This window comes from Acetomicrobium sp. (genome assembly GCF_059026225.1).
Window position 1 is genome coordinate 1 of the sequence record NZ_JBWQOQ010000003.1, and the last position, 18184, is coordinate 18184.

An 18184-nucleotide genomic window follows, 5' to 3' on the forward strand; every position below is an offset into this window, starting at 1 on the left:
GCCGCCATGTTAGGTTTTACCGTGATGATGATCTTGGATGTGGCGCTGGGATAAGGTAGACTAAAATTAGGGGCCTCAACCAGCGAGGCCCCACTTGAAATTTTGACAACCTTTTTTAACTATTTAACAGCCTTTATTACCGCGCTTCCAAAGGCGCCGTCGAGCAGGTCAAGATCGCTTGCGTTGATTTTGGCATCGCTTCCAAGGAGTGACTGTATCACGTCTTTCGTATATACGTGTTCCAAGAAGATCGTGATGTCTTTAAACCCGATATCGGCGAGTATTTTGTTTAAGTCATCAACTAGAAGGGAGCCGGCCATGCAGGATAGCCAAAGCTCCGTTATTTGCCTGACGCGATCCGGGACTTCTTTTAAGGTCACCACATCTGCGATCGAGAGGTAGCCGCCTCTCTTTAAAACCCTGTAAATTTCGCTGAAGACCTTTTGCTTGTCCTCAGATAAATTGATGACGCAGTTTGAAATTATCACGTCAACAGCCTCATCCGGCAAAGGGATTTCTTCAATATAGCCTTTGATAAACTCCACGTTCGTGAAGCCGGCCTTTTTCTTGTTTTCATTAGCGAGGGCGAGCATGTCGTCCGTCATGTCAAGACCGTAAACTTTTCCCTTGTTTCCCACGATCTTTGCCGCCAAAAATGCGTCGATCCCGCCGCCGCTCCCCAAATCAAGCACTATATCCCCTTCCTTTAGCTCGGCAAATACCAGAGGATTGGCGCATCCTTGAGAGGCCTCTAAGGCCTCATCAGGCAGGCCGTTGAGAAACTCTTCCCCGTAGATGAGTGGTGCGTTTGCAATGGGCCCGCAGCAGGAACCCTTGCAGCAGGAAACATTTCCCTCTTTTGCGTTCTTAGCTATCTCGCCGTAAAAATGTTGTATCTGTTTTTTTATGTCTTCTGCCATACCTACAATCTCCTTCCTCGCTTTTAATGATTGTCATAAACACTTTGGGGTCAGATCTTTAATCTTGAATATTTAGCATTGCACGTTGGCCGTTTAATCTTCGCCATTCCAATTAATTATAATTATAAGGCCATTTATGAACATAATTCAGAGCCCTTAACTGGTTAATTATATGCAGCAAAGATGGAGGTAATTGTTGAATTTAACGCTATCGATGCTATAAAATTATACTACATCATACTGTCATATTGAAATTCAAAACTTAGGATCTGAACATTCCACTTATTTTGTCAAGCAGAGATCGCTGCACAAGTTTCATCTGAATCTGTTTTGTTTTCACCTCCTCCTTCAACCTTGGTGTCGTCGCCCCACCGGACGTCGCGCACCTTCACTTTATGCAACTCTAGCCACATGATGAACCCCTCCTTAAGGACCCTAAAATAGTAATCGATCACGAACATTGCACCTTGCTAAAATATCTTATAATATAAAAGAACACGAAACATAGACGAGGGTCATCTAATTTTTGTTTACCTTTGGTTTAACTGTAATTGTTGGTACATCTCAAAGATTTCTACAAGTATATCAATGTGACGAGAGCGAGGTTGTGCAGGTTGGTATCTGCGAGGTGCCAGTCGGAGGAATTAGTGCTTACAAGGCGCAAGTTCCAAGAGGCTGAGGCAACTCTAGGGCCTTTTCATCCAGATTTGACGGAAAATTTAGAAGCGCTTGCTAAGATATATGAAAGTTATGGGGAAAGCAGGAAAGCAAAACGTTGTTATGCTCGAATATTGAAGATATGGGAGAAGGTTCTTGCCCCTGATTATGGATTAAAGTGCTTTCTTGCCGATATTTTAGGGATCCCTCTTTCAAAACAGCCTCCGAAGATTTTTTATAAACCACAACGAATCATTCACTTGAACGAAAATTTACTTCTGGGTATCGGTGAGAATAGGATTTGTTTTATCCATCCTGATGATCCGGGGCTTTGTATTAAGATAGACAAGCCTTGGGATGAAGGTCGATATAATACCCGCAGAAAGCGCATGAAAAGAGTGTTTATGCCTTGGCTGGCGGATTTTTCCTCCAATAGGGAAGAAGCCCGCTTCTACTGGAAGAAAGCTAGATGACTCGGTGAAATATTTTACCTTTATGCACCTAGATGCTATGGAATCGTAACTACCAATCTAGGCCCTGGTCTTGTTTTTGAGCGCATTTTTAATGATGATGGAACAAAATCGCTACGTTTGGGTTTACATTTGAAGAGGCACCCGGAAGACGCAGAGCACGTTCTTGAGCTTTTAAAAGAACTCTATCAACATCTGACGGAAACTGGACTCTTGTTTTACAGTTGGAGTTCCCCAAACTTCGTTGTTCAAAAAAGGAAAGCCGGCGACAGGATAGTGATAATTGATTGGAAGAGCGAAAGCAGACCAAACATGGATTTTCCCGCTATCCACTTGTTTCGAAGCCTTGCGCAAAGAAAAATGGAGGAAAAATTCCTGGGCTTTTTGGAAAGATACCTTGGACCAATAATAGGTCCAATACCAATAGGGTCGGATCTTGAATCTTGAATTTTAATTTAAAAGAGAAGCATTTTCATGCTGACAAAGGCCCAACACTTGAAGCTAAACCTTCACCAACGCTCAAACAGCCTGCGCGATAACTTATAATGCTAGGCTCGGTTTCTTTAGATTAACTGAGCTCTACGTTAATTTATAAGCATATTAGGTATCCATAATGCGAGTTGAGGAAATGCAATGATAAGTATCAATACTAATGTCATTGCACCCAAAAACGGTGGCAGATATTTAAAGGTATTTTCATACCTCTCCTCAGCTACTCTGCACGCCGCGATCAAGTCTACCCCTAAAGGTGGAGTGTTAGCTCCTATAGCCAGATTTATACACACGATTATCCCTAAATGTATCAAATCCATGCCCAACGTATTAAAAATGGGTAAAAAGATGGGCAGGACTATTATGATGATTGCGATCGTTTCCATGAACATGCCGAGCAAAAGCAAAAGTATATTGAAAAGAATCAATAGGACCCAATAGTTTTCGCTAATCGAAAGCATGAACGAAGCGACCTTTTGAGGGATGTCTTCGGCTGCGACAACCCAACCGAAGAGGTTCGCAGCAGCTATTATAAAAAGGATAACGGCGCTTGTCCTGACAACATCAATTCCTATCTCTAAAAGCTCTGATAACGAGACCTTTTTGTAGACGAAGACAGCTAATATCAATGCATAAAGTGCAGCTATGCCGCCTGCTTCGGTAGCCGTAAAAATCCCAAGCAAAATGCCTCCTAATATTATCGCGGGGGTAAGGAGAGGCAATAATGCCATCTTAAAGGCATTCCATCGCTCCTTCCAGCTCGATTTTTCCATTCTGGGATAGTTTTCTTTGATGGCAAATACATACGAAATAACCATAAAAGCCACTCCAGCCATGACCCCGGGGATGATACCGCTCAAGAAAAGCTTTCCTATGGAAGCGCCGGTGGTTACGCCGATGGTGACCATGACAATGCTTGGAGGTATGATCGTGGCCAATGCGCCCGAGCAACCAAGCAAAGTTGCGCTAAAAGGCCTTTTGTAACCTTGCTCGTTCATGGCAGGAAGAAGAATGGAACCGATTGCGATGACATCTGCTACTCCAGACCCAGAAATTGCCCCAAAAAGCATACAGGATATCGCCATCACCATAGCCATTCCTCCGGGGATGTGCCCTACAATGGTTGCGGTGAACTTTACTATTCGCGGCGTGATGTCTCCCCTGGCCATCAGTTCTCCTGCCAGAAGGAACAAGGGAATTGCAAGAAGCGTAAAAGAGTCCACCCCTACCACCATGCGTTGGGCTATAGCCAGGAGAGGAACGCCCGAAAGCATCGTCAGATATACCGTACTTGAAAAGGCAATAGCAAAAGCAACGGGAATTCCCGCAATTAGGGCGACAAATAAAATGACGAGCAAAATTAGCATGGCCGATTACACCCTTTCATTTACATTATGACGATTTGCTACAAAAAATTGGTACATTCCAACTATCATAAGAAAACATCCGACGGGAAAAGCAAGGTAAAGTATTCCTGCGGGTATTTGTAAGGCCGTAGTCTTAAGCCTCCAGGTTCTTACAACAACAAGACATCCGGACCACGTTCCAACAATTAGAAAGATAGTTAAAAATAGGTTGCCAAGAATTTCGAGCCCTTTTTTTAAAAAAGGCCAGGGAATGATATCTTGAACAAATCGAATTGCCATATGTTCTCCATGTCTCATGGCCACTGCTGAGCCAAGAAAGGTTATCCATACCAGCAAAGTCTGAGACAGTTCTGCTCCCCAGGGAATGGGAACAGAAAAAATGTAACGAGCACTGGCTTCAGCGATTACTTCAAAAAATATTACGTAAAGGGCAATGGAAAGCAAGCGATCTATTGCCCTAAAGAATCCCTCAAAAAATTTACTCGCCATATTTTCTCACGAGGTCCATTAAGTCTTTTCCAAACACCGATTCGTAGTCATTCCACACGGGTTGAACTGCAGCCTTGAACGCTTCCTTGTCGACCTCGTTTGCTTGCATTCCCTTTTCCTTGAGCTTCACCAGCATATCGCTTTCTTCGTCCATAATTTGTTGTCGCTCTCTGTCTCGCCATTTGTGGGCTAGGGCTTCAACCACAGGTTTATCCTGATCGGGTATTCGTTTCCATGCCGGCGAATTGACGCACAGCAAGGCAGAACCCCAAATGTGACCGCTTAAAGACAGGTACTTTTGCACTTCGTAGAAAGCATTTGCATAGATAATGCCGAGCGGGTTTTCCTGCGCGTCAACTACACCTTGCTGCAAGGCGGTGTAAAGTTCACCAAAGTTAATTGGAATCGGCGAAGCTCCAAGGGCCTTAAAGGTGTCAAGGCGCATTTTGTCGGGAGTAACACGGATCTTCAGCCCTTCCATATCTTTGGGAACCATGATCGGCCTTTTGTTGTTGGTTATATGTCTAAATCCGTTCTCCCACCAGGAAATCCCCTTTATGCCTTTAGATTCGAGAATTCCGAGGAGGAAGTTTCCAATCTCTCCATCCATTGCCCTGTATGCCGCCTCATGGTCTTTCCACGCATAGGGAAGAGCTTCGATGCCAAATCTGGGGTCGATGGATTGAAAGGAACCGCCACCGATTAAACCACCATCGACAGTTTGAAGCATTAGACCCTCGATAAGATCCTTTTCGTTGCCTAGCTGAGATCCGGGATAGATCTTAAAAATAACCCGGCCTTCTGTTTGTTCGGCCGCTTCTTTGGCAAACCCGTCAAGATTGATGTGCCAGGCACTGTCAGTAGTTAACACATGGCCAATCTTAATCTCTGTTGCGGCGTAGGATGATGAAGACAAACCCAAAAGAAGACAAAAAACAAAGATAAGGGTCAATACGCGCTTCACGGTTAAATCACCTCTTTTTAATTATTGGCAGGTTTTTTACGTACTGCTGAAATTTTGTATATCATAGTGGTTTTTAAATGTCAAGACAAAATGTCAAGCCAATAGGATCTACCACTATTTTAAGGGGCGGCTAGGCATCATGAAGATCAAGGGCATGGCTGCTATGAAGGCAATGGTAAGGCCAAAAAACACGATGGCAAAACCCCGGGACGCGTCGGCCAACCGTCTCGACGACCAGCGTGACTATGGTAACGCTAAGCGCACCCCCCCATTTGTCGAAACATACCCCTGATGCCGGTTATGGGCAAATAGGGTCAGAGGTATCACATGAAATGGATGATGGTTAAAGGTAGACACCTGGGGATTAGTCTTACCTTGTATTGTTATGTTATTGCTTCCACTCAAGCCTTAGCCAACCGCCGTGGGAGTAGCTGTCGTCTCCAAACCTTCCATTGTAGTTTAAAGACATGTCGAAGTTTCCTGCTGTGTAAAGGGTCATCCCTAGGTCTGCGACGAAGTAGTCGTCGTCGAGCTTTTCGGTGTACCAGCTCTTCACTCCGTACCAGCTTTGGTCTATGGTGACGTCGTCTCCCGAAAGGACGTTTACATAGGAAAGTCTGAGGAATGGAGAAAACCTCGAGCCGTCCTTGGAGATAAACTCTCCCTTAAACCTCACGCCTATTACACCTTCTGTAACGGTCGTGTCGTAGTCGCCGTAGGTGTAGCCGTTGGTCTCCCTGTACCCGTCCCTGTTAAAGTATCCCACGTTAAGACCTACTTCGGGCACGATCTCCCAACGGGAGTTCTCCCCTATTTCCTTAACCACGTAGCCTGCTCTTATGTCGTTTGTGACTGCCCAGCTGTCGAAGCTTGCCCTGGCATTTCCGTCCTTTTGCCTTCTGAAGCTGTCATGGTCGGTGGATCGGTAAGTCAACGTGTCGGAGATGATCCACTTGTCGAAGCGTTTGCTTATGTAAGCTCCTATGTGCCAGCTGTCCTGCTCTTCCCAGTCTGCGCATGCAGGCAATACGTCGGTAAAATCGATGTCCTTTTCGGTATAGCCAACATACATGCCCCATATGGTTTTGTCATCTACTTTTTCGTCAAAGCCGAAGCTCAGGCCCCTGGTGTCCGATTCGTAGCCCAAGGGGCTTCCGCCGGTAGGATTACGGTCGGTCTTGTTAGCCAAAAAGTGAGCGTAATATACCTTTTTACCTGCCTCTAGATTATCTATCTCGCTTGCCACATCCTGCAGGTGGTTTGCCATGATCCAGCGAAGGAGAGACCAGTCCTCTATGGCCGATACCAGCCCCAGGGCCTGTTCGGAGAAGGCGTAATCAACTAAACTAATGTAGTACCAGCTATTTCCAGGTACCCACTGTGGCATAAATGTTTTATAGATCCCTCCGGGGTTCACGAAGGATACGCTATCGAAATCATTTGACCTTTCTCCTGCAACATATATATGTTTATACTTACCAGGTAATGGTTGGTTTGTGTAGTCTATAGTTACGTTACCTGCAAATTCGGCGTTTCCAGCGACCGAAAGAGCGACATCCATATTGGGGCTTTCAGGGAAGTAGATGTACAACGAAGCGTCACGCATTTGGGTGTAAGTATTTGTTACAAAAGTGGTATTGGGGGTGATCCTCAGCGTCCCAGCGCTGTTTTTTGTGGCACCGGCATAGGAACCTTTCTCCAAGGTCATGGTGCCTTTTCCGTCTTTATTGAAGGCGCCAAACTTTACGACGGCGGCAAGATCCCCGGCCATGTTCACGTTTAAGGTCGAGTCATCATCGCCGACTATATTGTGAGAATTGGGAAGCTTGGTTCCGTCTTCTAGAGTTACAGTGCTATTTACAGATGTAATCGCATTCCCACGAAGGCTATCCAGGGTGCCCGAGTTGGTGAAGGTGCTGTTATCTACATAGACTGCGTCTGCACCTTCGCCTGTGACTGTGATGGTGCCAGTGTTGATGGCAGTGGATGTATCGTCACTTATGTCATCGTCAAAGGACTTAGGAGCAGGGGGTTGAGCATAGTAACCCCTAATATACATGCCATGTGCCCAGTTGCCGTAAGTTGCTATAGTACCGCTATTGATAACTTTAGCCGCTGAAAGGGGCACGGGAGTATATCCGTCGTAAGGAAAGGGAATACGAGCATACATGCCGTAAGCTTTTTCACCCTTTGTAATTATATTTCCAAAATTATTTATTTTAGAATTATACTCGGCATACATGCCGTATGCCTCTTTGCCGTAAGTTGCTATAGTACCCACACTTTCGTTCGTGGCAGTTGAGTCATATAGCGCTACCATACCAAAAGCTACTTCGCCTTGAGTTGTAATATCGCCATTATTAACAGCTTTGGTTACAAACTCATTATTGTCATCAGAGTTTGTATAAAAAAATATAGGAAAATAGTCTCCGACAATATACACACCATGTGCCCAGTTGCCGTATGTAGATATGGAACCATTATTGGTAATAACTGCAGTTGCAGAACCGCTATTGTCCTCAGGGCTTGCAACCATGACTCCATAGCTATTGTCAGCACCGTAAGGAAGAGTGCCTCTAAGCATAGGAAGATAAAAGTTAGTCATGCCATAGGCATTTTGGCCTTGCGTTATTATGCTGCCGTTGTTCGTGGCAGTGGAGCCATCCAGGGCAAGCATGCCACAGGCATCGTTACCTTCAGTTTCAATGTGGCCGTTGTTCGTAGCGATGGAGTCTTTCTCGACGTACATACCGTGTGCTTCTTTGCCTTGCGTTATTATGCTGCCGTTGTTCGTGGCAGTGGAGCCATCCCAGGCATACATGCCCTCCGCCCACTCGCCATTTGTTTCAATGCGGCCGTTGTTTATAGCAGTGGAGCTATGCTCAGCTGATATACCACAGGAACCCCAACCTTCAGTTTCAATGTGGCCGTTGTTCGTAGCGGTGGAGCCATCCTCAGCCACCATGCTATGAGCCCAATCGCCAAGCGTGGTTATCGTACCTTCGTTCTCGTTCGTAGCAATGGCTCCTGATTCGGCATACATGCCATAAGCGTACCATCCACGCGTTATGACCTTACCGAAGTTTGATGCATAGTGGCTTACTCCCTCATTGTCTTTTCCTTCTACATACATACCATGTTCTTCGTCTTTATCTTCTGCATCTATCGTGCCGTAGTTGGTGCAATTAGGGTCCCCTGTGAGGGTGTAATCTATCGTGGTATCCGCTGGATTTTCTATTGCAAACCCCACCCCACCCCTGACCAACAAAGCCACAATTACAAGAAAGAAAGATAAGAGCACAAAACACATTCGGTACTTACTCACATTTTTCATTCGCCTCTCTCCTTTTTATTGTTGGTTATATAGCGAGTTTATTATAGCTCGCTTAATGCGATGAGGATCGATTCACACAAATATCATGTGATAACAATCTAACATTAAAAGCCAACAATTTTATTGAATTTATTGAACCTTTTTATTGAACTTTTTTCAAATATGACTTTGTGCTATAGAAAACAACCTTGGCTTTTTATAGCTAATATCTTCCATTCTATATTGTTATCTCATCGTTTCTTGATTTTTAACCGCTTTTAATCGACAACCCCTGAACTTGAAATTGCCCAAAAACATGCAGGATATCGCCATGGCCATGCTGCCCATATGGAGGCTATCCCTAAGGCGCCGAGGTTGAGGATGCCACCTTTGACTCCCAGTGCGATGGCGATATTTTGCCTGGCGATGCTAAGCGTTCGCCTTGCTATTTTAATGGCGACCGGGATTTTTGAGGGTTCGTCCGTCATTACGACCACGTCGGCTGCCTCGTAGAAGAAAATCAAGAATAAAGACCCCTTCCTGGAAGTTTAGGTTTTGTTGTCAATTTGTTTGAGGATTGTGCTAATTGTGGAATAATGAAGGCCCAAAAATCTTGCCACTTCGGCTTGGGCGTAACCATGAACACAGACTGCCTCATGAATTTTCGCATTTCGGTCCTTTTTATCTTCAATCTCAACGTCGGCAAACAGCTCCTCCAAAGTGGGACGTGTCGCCTTTCTTTGACAGACTGGATACTCATTTTCCTGCTGATAGTTGTTCAATAGTGGCTCTAGGGATTTGAGAAAACTTTCGCTACCGAGCACAACCCTGCCCCTCAGGTCTTCCCAGGGGTTTGATTTGTTATCCTCTGCCACAAAAGCACGATACGCCTCTCTTGCCAGCCTAGGCTTTTTGTCAAACTGCGACAGCAGCCAACTAGTGTGTAGAAATGGGGGAGCATTCTCAATTCCCGCTGTCGCCCTATAACTGCTCCAGGGCCAATCCTCGGGTCGTTCCACTAAACCTGCCCTCACAGGGTTTAAGACCACATAGCGCGTCAATTCAAGCAAATGACTGTCGCGTTCGACCAGTATTGACTTATACCTACCTTGCAGGACATGGCCCACCCGCTCATGATGGCGGTTGAAATATATTGTGTATACACAATTGAGGTAATGCATTCCCTCCGAGATGTTGGCATCTGGGGTTTCCACCAAAAGGTGGTAGTGGTTATTCATTAAACAGTAAGCATGACATAGCCAACTACACCGCTCGACGGCCTTGCCAAGAAAACCCAAAAACATCGTGCGGTCCTTTGCGTCGAGAAAAATGTCATTTCTGGCATTTCCACGACAGGTAATGTGATATATCGCTCCCTCGAATTCGATCCTCAACGGTCGTGCCATGGATTAAATATACTATATAATTTACATTTGCGCATACTTGATAAATGCGTTATTCGTCATATTTATAAACACACTCCTCGGGGTGAAAAAATCAGTACCGGCACCGGAGAATGGAGAATATAAACTTCTTAACTGCCCAACAGTTAATTATCTTGTAAAAATAAAATTCAAGATTCAAGATCTGACCCTCGGATTTTGAGGGCGGCTGGGCATCATGAAGATCAAGGGCATGGTTGCGATAAAGGCCACACCTATGCCGATAAATGCCAATGCATAGCCACGTACAGGATCACCGACAATTTCTACTACAAGTGTTGCCAAGGTGACGCTTACGGCTCCCCCAATTTGGCGAAACATGCCTCTGACACCCGTGATGGTGGCAGCCTTTTGCGGAAGTAGCTCGATGCAGGCGTTGTTTGAAGTTGGCGAGATGACGCCAACTGCCAAACCCGCAATGAGCATTACTATATATAGAAGGAAAATATTTGCCGGCGCCATGCTCAAGAAAAACAAGCTTGCCGCGGTCACGCCGCTTCCTATGATCAAGGGCCAGCGATACCCCCACTGCATGATGTACATGCTGGTTATAAAAGAAGCGGCTATAACTCCTATAGACCTTGGCAAAAGAAGCAGCCCGCAATCTGAGGCACTCATTTGATACGCCGCAGTGGCAAATGCAGGTATCAAGGAAAACACACCCGTAACTGCTCCGCCGTAGATCAGGTTATAGACATTGGCCGCGACAAAGGGTTTTCTTTTCAGTATTTCCAGGTCTAATATGGGATCTATCGCCCTTTCTTCATGTCTAAAAAGAAGCACCGCAAAAACTGCCGAGCCCACAAAAAGCACCCATGCCCAGCGGGCCATCGATTCGTAACTCAAAAGGGTAAGACCAAGCATCAAAAGAGCGACAACGCCGCCGACCAGGCCCGCTCCGAGAAAATCTATACTGCCACTTTTTCTTTCGCCAGATTTGAGGAGAAAGAATGAAAGCACAATAGCAGCTAGCCCTAAGGGTATATTGATCATAAACACGGATCTCCAGCCGAAGGAGTCAACAAGCCATCCTCCCAGGTTTGGCCCAACAATATGGCCTATGGGAAGGATGCTGCTAAAAAGGCCTATCATTTTTTGTCTTGATTCAGGGTATGTCTCGGATATTATGCCAACGGAAGAAGGCATAAACCCTCCCCCGCCAAGGGCCTGTATGAAGCGAAAAAATATCAAAAGGCCGATGCTATCGACAAAAAGACACGCCGCTGAGGCAAATGTAAAAAGTGCGAGACATGTTATGAAAGTAAATTTCCTGCTTAAAACATCGCTTATCTTGCCAACTATGGGCATTGTTACTGTATAGCCGAGCTGATAAACACTTATGGTCCATCCCGCTACGGTTATGGGGGCTCCAAAGTATGACGTAATAAAAGGAAAGGCCACCGAAATCGAGGTGGCACCTATCCCAGAAAGCATCAAAGCTATACTCGTGGTTAGGAAAATAAGGATTCTCAACTTGCATCGGCGCCTCCGTTCACAAAAAGCGAACCGCCTTCCCTGGCTCAAAGGCCACTTCAGGCGGTTAATTCTCCAACAAATATTGTAGCATACATATTCAAAAAAATCCCAAAGGTCGTCTTTTAACTTTTTAGGCAGAAACCTTGTGGCTTTGCCAAAATTCCACGGCAAAGGCCGCAAAGATTCCGACGAAAAGCCCCAGCACGCCGGCAACTGCGACCATAAGAGTTCTTTTTGGCGAAACCCGCTGGGGGTCTACAATGGGCTCCTGAACAATCTTAATGGCTGAAACCTCAATCTGTTGCGATTATAAGTCATTTTGTTGTGCTTCCGATTCGCTGCTTTGGACATCAAGGCTCTTCGTTTTTGCTCCAAGGGTTGCAAGTTTGATTTCTACATCAATTGCCTGAAAATCGAGGTTTGCTAATTTTGATTTAAGAGTTTCAATCTCTTGTTTGAGTTCTTGGCTTTGAATATCGTTATTTTCCATCATAAGGGTTAATATCAACTTGTCGACTGACGTTAAATCATGTTGAACGGCCTTTCGATTATCTAATATTTGCTCGTTATTTACTCCTTTTATATTTACCTCAATATGTTTTTGTAATTTCGCGTTCTGTTGCTCAAGAACCTGTAATTTATGATTAATAAGTCCAATTTGATCGGCAATGCATCGCTTCTCATCTATTATGCGTTTCTTTTCATAATTTAATAATGTCGCACTTCTTTCCACCTTAGGAAGATAAAAACAGTTTAATTGGTCTATAAGAGCGCTTAAATACTCTTTAGCCATCTTGGGGTCGAAGGAATCAATGCTTAGCGATATACTCTCAGTTCCTTTCTGAACGTTAGTTTTGATCTCAAATCTATTCGTCGGGTCTTCATAATCCCAACCCAGCTGCGTTAAGATGGCGTGATGAAAGGGATTTTGTGAAATTAACCTTTCGATGTTTTCTGGCGTATCTATATCCTTCTCGCGCCAAATTAAAGTATCACGTACCGGTTCGAGCTCGTAGATCTTTCCGGGCCCAACTACAGCTGAAACCCTGTAAACGGGCTTCATCATATAGGAAGCTGCAATTACCACGATGACGGCGATCAAAAATATGCCAATTATCAGCTTTTTTCTCTTTAAAAGGACCTGGATAAGTTCGTAAAGGTCTATTTCGTCTTCCGCGTAGTATGGCTCGCGGTGTTCGTTCGTTTCTTTTTCCATGCACCTTCACCCCGCTGTCTTTACCTGCCGTATCATCAACGCTTAAAGTTTACAGAAACTCCTTTAAAAAGTCTACTTCCGTTTGCAAGGAAGATCGCGTCTTTTTGCTGTAAAAATGCTTTGCATGTTCTACCAACAAGGCGTGAAACTCCTGATACAATGCGACGTCTTTGGGTAAATTTGATTCGAACAATTTTTTTAGCTCCATGTAGCCCGCTTTTTCATCCGCCAAGTTCAGGGCGAAGGCAATTCGTTTAGTGTAAGCGTCGATGACAAATTGAGGTTGCTTGTAAGCATAAAGCAATATAGAATCGGCCGTCTCGTTGCCAACGCCTTTTACAGACAGCAAATCTTTTCGCGTCGGCGTCTTTTTGTTTAGACTCATAAAAAACTTCGTTGCTTCTTTCAAGTATAGTGCTTTTTGGTTATAAAATCCTGCAGGTTTTATGGCTCTTTTAAGCTCGCTATCACTTAAAGAAAGCAATGCATGAGGATCAAGGGCGCCCATTTGCCTTAAATTTTGAATCGCCCGCTCAACGGCCGTCCAAGATGTGTTTTGAGTCAGTATCGCCCCAACTATGATCTCATATGCATCAAGTTCCGTCTTTGGATGCTCGTAGTCTCCAGGATGATAGCCGCCATCTTTTCCTTCTTCGACAAGACTCGTCAGCGGCCACCAGCCTTGTGGGCCGTAATGTTTTAAGAGCGCTTCATATATGATCAACAACTTTTTATTCATATTGCCATCCATCCCCAACTATCTTAAACCATCTCTTTGATCTTTGCTGTTGCATTCCCCTCCACGGGCACGCAGGAGATATCAACTATTAATGACGATCCGGAATAGAAACGTCAAAATCTCACTTGATACATGGACAGAATAAAGAAACGTAGTTAAAATACGATAAACTTGTTATGATCTATAAAGCAGTTGCACAAAAGGAGGCACAGAAACATGAATTTTCAGGGCAATACCTTGGCGATAATTTGCGGAGGTGGACCTGCTCCTGGCATAAACAACGTCATAGCTTCGGTAACCATAGAGGCACGAAACAATGGTTGGGACGTATTGGGCATTTACGACGGCTTTTCCCACCTCGCCACTGCCAACAAAAAAGTCATCCCCCTCACTATCGACATGGTAAGCCGCATCCATAAAGAAGGAGGAAGCATAATCAGGACGTCTCGCTTTAACCCCACCAAAAGCGAGGCCATCCTTCGAACAGTTGTAGAAAACCTCGTTGACTTGGGAGTCACCCATATAGTCACCATCGGAGGAGACGATACCGCCTACGCCGCACATAAAGTATCCGAGTTTGCAAGAGAAAAGCTTGGGCTCAACATACGCTTTGTCCACGTCCCAAAGACCATAGATAATGATTTGCCCTTGCCGGAGGGCCTTCCTACTTTCGGCTATGAAACGGCCAGGGCCTTGGGCGCCGAACTCGTCATGAACCTCATGGAAGACGCAAAGACAATGGGCCGTTGGTTTTTGGTCGTCACAATGGGCCGAGTCAGCGGGCATCTGGCCTTAGGGATCGGCAAAAGTGCAAGCGCCACGCTTACCATCATTCCAGAGGAATTCGAGGGCGAGACCATAAGCCTGAAACACGTCATTGATATCATGAGCGGCACGATCATAAAAAGATTAGCCTTAGAAAGAGACCACGGCGTGATAGTGGCCGCGGAAGGGTTAATTTCAAAGATGTCGTCCCACGAATTGTCAGCCATAGATTCCATAGAAAAAGACGAATATGGCCATGTTCGCTACGCCGAGATCAACTTCTCCGACGTGCTAAAAAGACAGCTCAACGGCGAACTCAAGAAGATGGACATTCCCATATCCGTTCAGAACAAAGAAATCGGATACGAGGTAAGGTGTGCTCCCCCGAACCCCTTCGACGTGGAATACACGCGCAACTTAGGCTACGGAGCCTTTAAGTTTTTGGCAGACGGCGGCACCAACGCAATAATAACGATACAAAATAACCAATTAACCCCTATCATGTTCGATGACATCGTAGATCCCACGACAGGCAAGATGAAGATAAGAACCGTTGACATCAACTCCCTGCAGTACCGCATAGCCAGAGAATACATGATCAGGCTCACCCGGGATGACTTTGAGTCAAAATTCTTCGTCAACAAGATGGCCCGCATCGCCAACATGACGCCCCAGGACTTCATCGAAAAATACGGTTATTTGGTTGGGCTGGAATCGGAGTGACGTAAATTATTTACTCAAATTTGAGCAGGGTAAGTTCTACAACATGTAAGATATTAAATGATTCTGGTAGCATTTTGGAATGTTAATGGCGTTTTAAGAAAAGTTGTTATTCTGCTAAAATAAGCAGCAAATCTTATCAAATAAGCCTCGCAAAGAATTAAGCATTTCTACTACATGTTCAAGTAAACCATGATACGTTGTGTTTGTAGGCTAAAGCTTCGGGGCCAAAAAGGGAGGTGACGAGTCTTTCCCGGATATAGGTATGTACTGTTCGCTCTACCAGCGGATTCCTAATCCTTTTGCAAAAGCAGTCGCGCCCACCGAAAAACACATTAACTTTTAAAAGAAGACACCTATGGGGGAAGCAGAAAAGTGAGTTATCTCAATAAAGGACGATCTAAAGAACTAAAAAGGTTTATTAAGATGAATACGAAAATTGTACAAGTTCTGAAAGTCTTTATCTTTTACATGGCAATGATCTCGTTGGTTTATTCTGGAGCAGCTTTTGCAGAGGCAATAAACCCAGAGGGCGATATTATGAATGAAACCCTCAAAGGAGATCCCGATTGCATCAATAATGGTGAAATCAAAATTTCAGAAGACGAAAAGAGAGGTATGTATGTCGAGGGGGAGAAAACAGTTGCCACTAATAACGGAGTCATTATAACTAGTGGCAAGAGGGGGTACGGTATGCATACATATAACTACTCAAAAGCCCTTAATTATGGTTATATTAACACGAGTGGAATTGAAGGCCACGGTATGTATGCGCATTATAATGCAGAAGCTCACAATTACGGCTATGTTAAAACATGTGGGGATAAAAGCTACGGTATGTATGCATATTATGATAAGTCAGAAGCTCACAATCATGGAAGTATTGTAACATCGGGGGAAGAGGCTTTGGGCATGCGCGCTTACTTCAACTCCAAAGCTTATAATAATTTTCGCATTGTTACCTCAGGGGAAAACGCTGAGGGTATGTATGCATCGAATAATTCTGAAGCTGTAAACAATGGCATAATATTGGCTCGAGGTGTAGGAGGATATGGCATTAAGGTCCAAAATTACTCTTCTGCCATTAACAATGGAAATATCGTAACCTCGGGAGATTTTGGAAATGGTATGGATGCTTACAATGATTCCGATATCTGCAACAATGGAAATATCGTAACCTCGGGGAACGAGAGCCATGGCATGTCAGCTTGGAAAGATTCTGAAGCCATTAACGATGGCAATATCACGACCTTTGGCAATAAGAGTCGCGGCATGGACACGTGGTGGGATTCAGAGGGTACCAACAAAGGCAATATAACGACTTCGGGTAAAAATGGTTATGGTATGTATGCTGACAAAAATTCCAATATCCACAATGACGGCAAAGTTGAAACATCAGGAGAAGTGGCTTACGGAATGTATGCCAAAAACAAGTCTTCTGCAGAAAACAGAGAAAAAATAACTACTAGCGGCGAAAGTGCCCATGGAATGTATCTTGTGGAGAAATCCACCGGTACCAATGAAGGCAATATAGCCGTCACAGGCGCAGATGCCGATGCCGTGCACATAGATGACAGCACATTCACGAATACGGGCATATTATCCAGCCTTAATGGCAATGCAATAACAGCTTTTGACAGCTCGGTAACCTTGCTTGACGGAACTGTCTTGGCTTCTTCACAGGATATTGTCGGTGACGAAACATCCAGTTTGTCTGTAGAAATGAATGAAAATCTTTCTGCCCGCGTGAAGGGTTTCGAGAGCTTTACAAAAAGCGGCAAGGGGACCTTTCAAGTTGAAGGGGGCTCATATTCCGGCTACGTCCATAATAATAAGGAAGGAACTTTTAAAATAGAAAAAGGCACGCAGTTCGTGGCAGAAAAATTCACCCAAGAAGACAGAGCAACGCTCAATATCTTCGCCAATTCCAACTCAGCAACTGAACATAGTGCCATACCTTTATGGGTCAAAACCCACGCGTCCATAAGCGGCGGTTTAGTCATTGACATGTCAACGGCCATGCAGCCGGGCCTATATCGCTTTATCGGGACCAATACATACAATGATAACTTCAACACATACTTCGTCAACAACCCCTATTACATCCCTTATGAAATAGGATGGATCTCGGGCAGCAGCGTACAATATTACTCCGCTTGGCTGGGCTACTACTTTTCCGAACAAGCCCTGGGCTTAGTATCTGCCATTGAAGACTGGTCACTGCTGCGTTGGATAATGGCAAATCACCTCCAAGATGTGATGGACGAAATGGATAAACTTGAAAAAGGGGAGAAAGTATTTTACTCCCATTTTTTTGGCAGCAAAACAGACCGCAACTCGGCGGGCAGCAGCCCTCTCGGGTTTGAAGCGAAAACGAAGGGCTTGAGCTTCGGCTTTGACCAAAAAGTAAACGATACGACCATATGGGGCATGTATGCCGGGTACACGGAAAAAGACATTGATTTTACCGACGTCTTCCCTGCTTCCTCCGATTGGGAGGAGCAAGACACCTGGCATCTTGGAGCTTACATGAGCAAGCGTTTCGATAGATGGGTAATCTCCGATACTCTGACCTATCGAAGCACTGATCACAATAGCTTCAGGAGGCAGATTGATGGAGACGCCAGGGCAAGCTTTGACAGCTGGGCAATCACAAACGACATTCGCGTGGGATACATGATGAGCGAAATTGGCGAGAACTCTAAGTGGGAAATTGTTCCTGAAATTGGAATAAACGTCGGGTACTTTGAGCGCGACGGCTACAGAGAGTCTAACGGCTACACCTATGGCGACTATGACACCACTGTAGTTGAGGGATTGATAGGAGTAAGGCTAAAGGGCAAATACCTTTCGGAGGACGGTTCCCCGTTTGTACCCCATCTGCGGCTTTCATACGTAAAGGTCCTTTCCGGAGACGACGTGACCATCGATCAAACATGTCGTGGCAACACAAAGTGGTTCACCGAAGAACTTGATGATTACTATTTTGTGACCGATCTCGGCATGTCGCTTTACAGATCAAACGGCTTTGGCATGTCACTCAACTATACTGGACGCTTTGGAGACAATAGCGACAGTCACGGCGGCTGGCTGCGACTCGATTGGAAATTATAAGAGTGTTTAATTCATGAGTTGGCTATTCTTCTGATTCAAG

The 18184-nt window shown here is 44.9% G+C and carries 16 protein-coding genes; 4 read left to right on the forward strand and 12 right to left on the reverse strand.

The features are described from left to right. Positions 1 to 119 precede the first annotated feature (119 nt). A complete protein-coding gene (gene arsM / locus AC5SXE_RS03515; RefSeq protein ID WP_493916644.1) occupies positions 120 to 920 on the reverse strand; it encodes an arsenite methyltransferase in 801 nt (266 codons plus the stop codon). Between the two features lie 290 nt (positions 921 to 1210). Beyond that, positions 1211 to 1333, reverse strand: a complete 123-nt coding sequence (locus AC5SXE_RS03520; RefSeq protein WP_433912680.1) for a hypothetical protein — start codon at positions 1331 to 1333, stop codon at positions 1211 to 1213. 234 nt (positions 1334 to 1567) lie between these two features. Between AC5SXE_RS03520 and AC5SXE_RS03525 the strand changes: the two genes are divergently transcribed. Both AC5SXE_RS03525 and AC5SXE_RS03530 read left to right on the forward strand, forming a co-directional pair. After that, positions 1568 to 2050, forward strand: coding sequence for a tetratricopeptide repeat protein (locus tag AC5SXE_RS03525; RefSeq protein ID WP_493916645.1), 483 nt, complete (start codon positions 1568 to 1570; stop codon positions 2048 to 2050). 9 nt (positions 2051 to 2059) lie between these two features. Further along, positions 2060 to 2494 (forward strand): YrbL family protein, encoded by a 435-nt coding sequence (locus tag AC5SXE_RS03530; protein WP_493916654.1) that lies wholly within the window; start codon positions 2060 to 2062, stop codon positions 2492 to 2494. 137 nt (positions 2495 to 2631) lie between these two features. On the opposite strand, the gene AC5SXE_RS03535 is transcribed toward AC5SXE_RS03530, so the two are convergent. The 10 genes from AC5SXE_RS03535 to AC5SXE_RS03580 all read right to left on the reverse strand — a co-directional run bounded on the left by AC5SXE_RS03535 (position 2632) and on the right by AC5SXE_RS03580 (position 13545). Beyond that, positions 2632 to 3906, reverse strand: coding sequence for a TRAP transporter large permease (locus AC5SXE_RS03535; protein ID WP_493916646.1), 1275 nt, complete (start codon positions 3904 to 3906; stop codon positions 2632 to 2634). 6 nt (positions 3907 to 3912) lie between these two features. Next, positions 3913 to 4395, reverse strand: a complete 483-nt coding sequence (locus tag AC5SXE_RS03540; protein WP_303882867.1) for a TRAP transporter small permease — start codon at positions 4393 to 4395, stop codon at positions 3913 to 3915. Next, positions 4385 to 5359, reverse strand: a complete 975-nt coding sequence (locus tag AC5SXE_RS03545; RefSeq protein ID WP_303882866.1) for a TRAP transporter substrate-binding protein — start codon at positions 5357 to 5359, stop codon at positions 4385 to 4387. The genes AC5SXE_RS03540 and AC5SXE_RS03545 overlap by 11 nt, the downstream gene beginning before the upstream one ends. A 388-nt stretch (positions 5360 to 5747) precedes the next feature. Further along, entirely contained in the window at positions 5748 to 8693 is a 2946-nt protein-coding gene (locus AC5SXE_RS03550) for an autotransporter outer membrane beta-barrel domain-containing protein (RefSeq protein ID WP_493916647.1), read from the reverse strand. Between the two features lie 257 nt (positions 8694 to 8950). Next, positions 8951 to 9196, reverse strand: coding sequence for a hypothetical protein (locus tag AC5SXE_RS03555; protein WP_493916648.1), 246 nt, complete (start codon positions 9194 to 9196; stop codon positions 8951 to 8953). Between the two features lie 24 nt (positions 9197 to 9220). Continuing rightward, a complete protein-coding gene (locus AC5SXE_RS03560; RefSeq protein WP_493916649.1) occupies positions 9221 to 10078 on the reverse strand; it encodes an REP-associated tyrosine transposase in 858 nt (285 codons plus the stop codon). A 174-nt stretch (positions 10079 to 10252) separates the two neighbouring features. Beyond that, positions 10253 to 11587 (reverse strand): MFS transporter, encoded by a 1335-nt coding sequence (locus tag AC5SXE_RS03565; RefSeq protein WP_493916650.1) that lies wholly within the window; start codon positions 11585 to 11587, stop codon positions 10253 to 10255. A 133-nt stretch (positions 11588 to 11720) separates the two neighbouring features. After that, positions 11721 to 11888, reverse strand: a complete 168-nt coding sequence (locus AC5SXE_RS03570) for a GNVR domain-containing protein (protein WP_493916655.1) — start codon at positions 11886 to 11888, stop codon at positions 11721 to 11723. A 9-nt stretch (positions 11889 to 11897) separates the two neighbouring features. Then, a complete protein-coding gene (locus AC5SXE_RS03575) occupies positions 11898 to 12806 on the reverse strand; it encodes a Wzz/FepE/Etk N-terminal domain-containing protein (RefSeq protein WP_493916651.1) in 909 nt (302 codons plus the stop codon). 49 nt (positions 12807 to 12855) lie between these two features. Then, entirely contained in the window at positions 12856 to 13545 is a 690-nt protein-coding gene (locus tag AC5SXE_RS03580) for an endonuclease III domain-containing protein (RefSeq protein ID WP_493916652.1), read from the reverse strand. A 216-nt stretch (positions 13546 to 13761) separates the two neighbouring features. Between AC5SXE_RS03580 and pfp the strand changes: the two genes are divergently transcribed. Next, positions 13762 to 15033: a diphosphate--fructose-6-phosphate 1-phosphotransferase gene (pfp, locus tag AC5SXE_RS03585; protein WP_433912710.1), complete on the forward strand. Its 1272-nt coding sequence runs from the start codon at positions 13762 to 13764 to the stop codon at positions 15031 to 15033. 423 nt (positions 15034 to 15456) lie between these two features. Then, positions 15457 to 18144 carry an autotransporter outer membrane beta-barrel domain-containing protein gene (locus AC5SXE_RS03590; RefSeq protein ID WP_493916653.1) on the forward strand — a complete coding sequence of 896 codons (2688 nt, stop codon included), beginning with the start codon at positions 15457 to 15459 and terminating at the stop codon, positions 18142 to 18144. Positions 18145 to 18184 lie beyond the last annotated feature (40 nt).

What these genes read in the sequence shown, in the direction of transcription:
- AC5SXE_RS03550 (WP_493916647.1), bottom strand. Translation starts at nt 8,693, where the DNA reads ATGAAAAATGTGAGTAAGTACCGAATGTGTTTTGTGCTCTTATCTTTC.
- AC5SXE_RS03520 (WP_433912680.1), bottom strand. Translation starts at nt 1,333, where the DNA reads ATGTGGCTAGAGTTGCATAAAGTGAAGGTGCGCGACGTCCGGTGGGGC.
- arsM (WP_493916644.1), bottom strand. Translation starts at nt 920, where the DNA reads ATGGCAGAAGACATAAAAAAACAGATACAACATTTTTACGGCGAGATA.
- AC5SXE_RS03560 (WP_493916649.1), bottom strand. Translation starts at nt 10,078, where the DNA reads ATGGCACGACCGTTGAGGATCGAATTCGAGGGAGCGATATATCACATT.
- AC5SXE_RS03535 (WP_493916646.1), bottom strand. Translation starts at nt 3,906, where the DNA reads ATGCTAATTTTGCTCGTCATTTTATTTGTCGCCCTAATTGCGGGAATT.
- AC5SXE_RS03580 (WP_493916652.1), bottom strand. Translation starts at nt 13,545, where the DNA reads ATGAATAAAAAGTTGTTGATCATATATGAAGCGCTCTTAAAACATTAC.
- AC5SXE_RS03590 (WP_493916653.1), top strand. Translation starts at nt 15,457, where the DNA reads ATGAATACGAAAATTGTACAAGTTCTGAAAGTCTTTATCTTTTACATG.
- pfp (WP_433912710.1), top strand. Translation starts at nt 13,762, where the DNA reads ATGAATTTTCAGGGCAATACCTTGGCGATAATTTGCGGAGGTGGACCT.
- AC5SXE_RS03575 (WP_493916651.1), bottom strand. Translation starts at nt 12,806, where the DNA reads ATGGAAAAAGAAACGAACGAACACCGCGAGCCATACTACGCGGAAGAC.
- AC5SXE_RS03540 (WP_303882867.1), bottom strand. Translation starts at nt 4,395, where the DNA reads ATGGCGAGTAAATTTTTTGAGGGATTCTTTAGGGCAATAGATCGCTTG.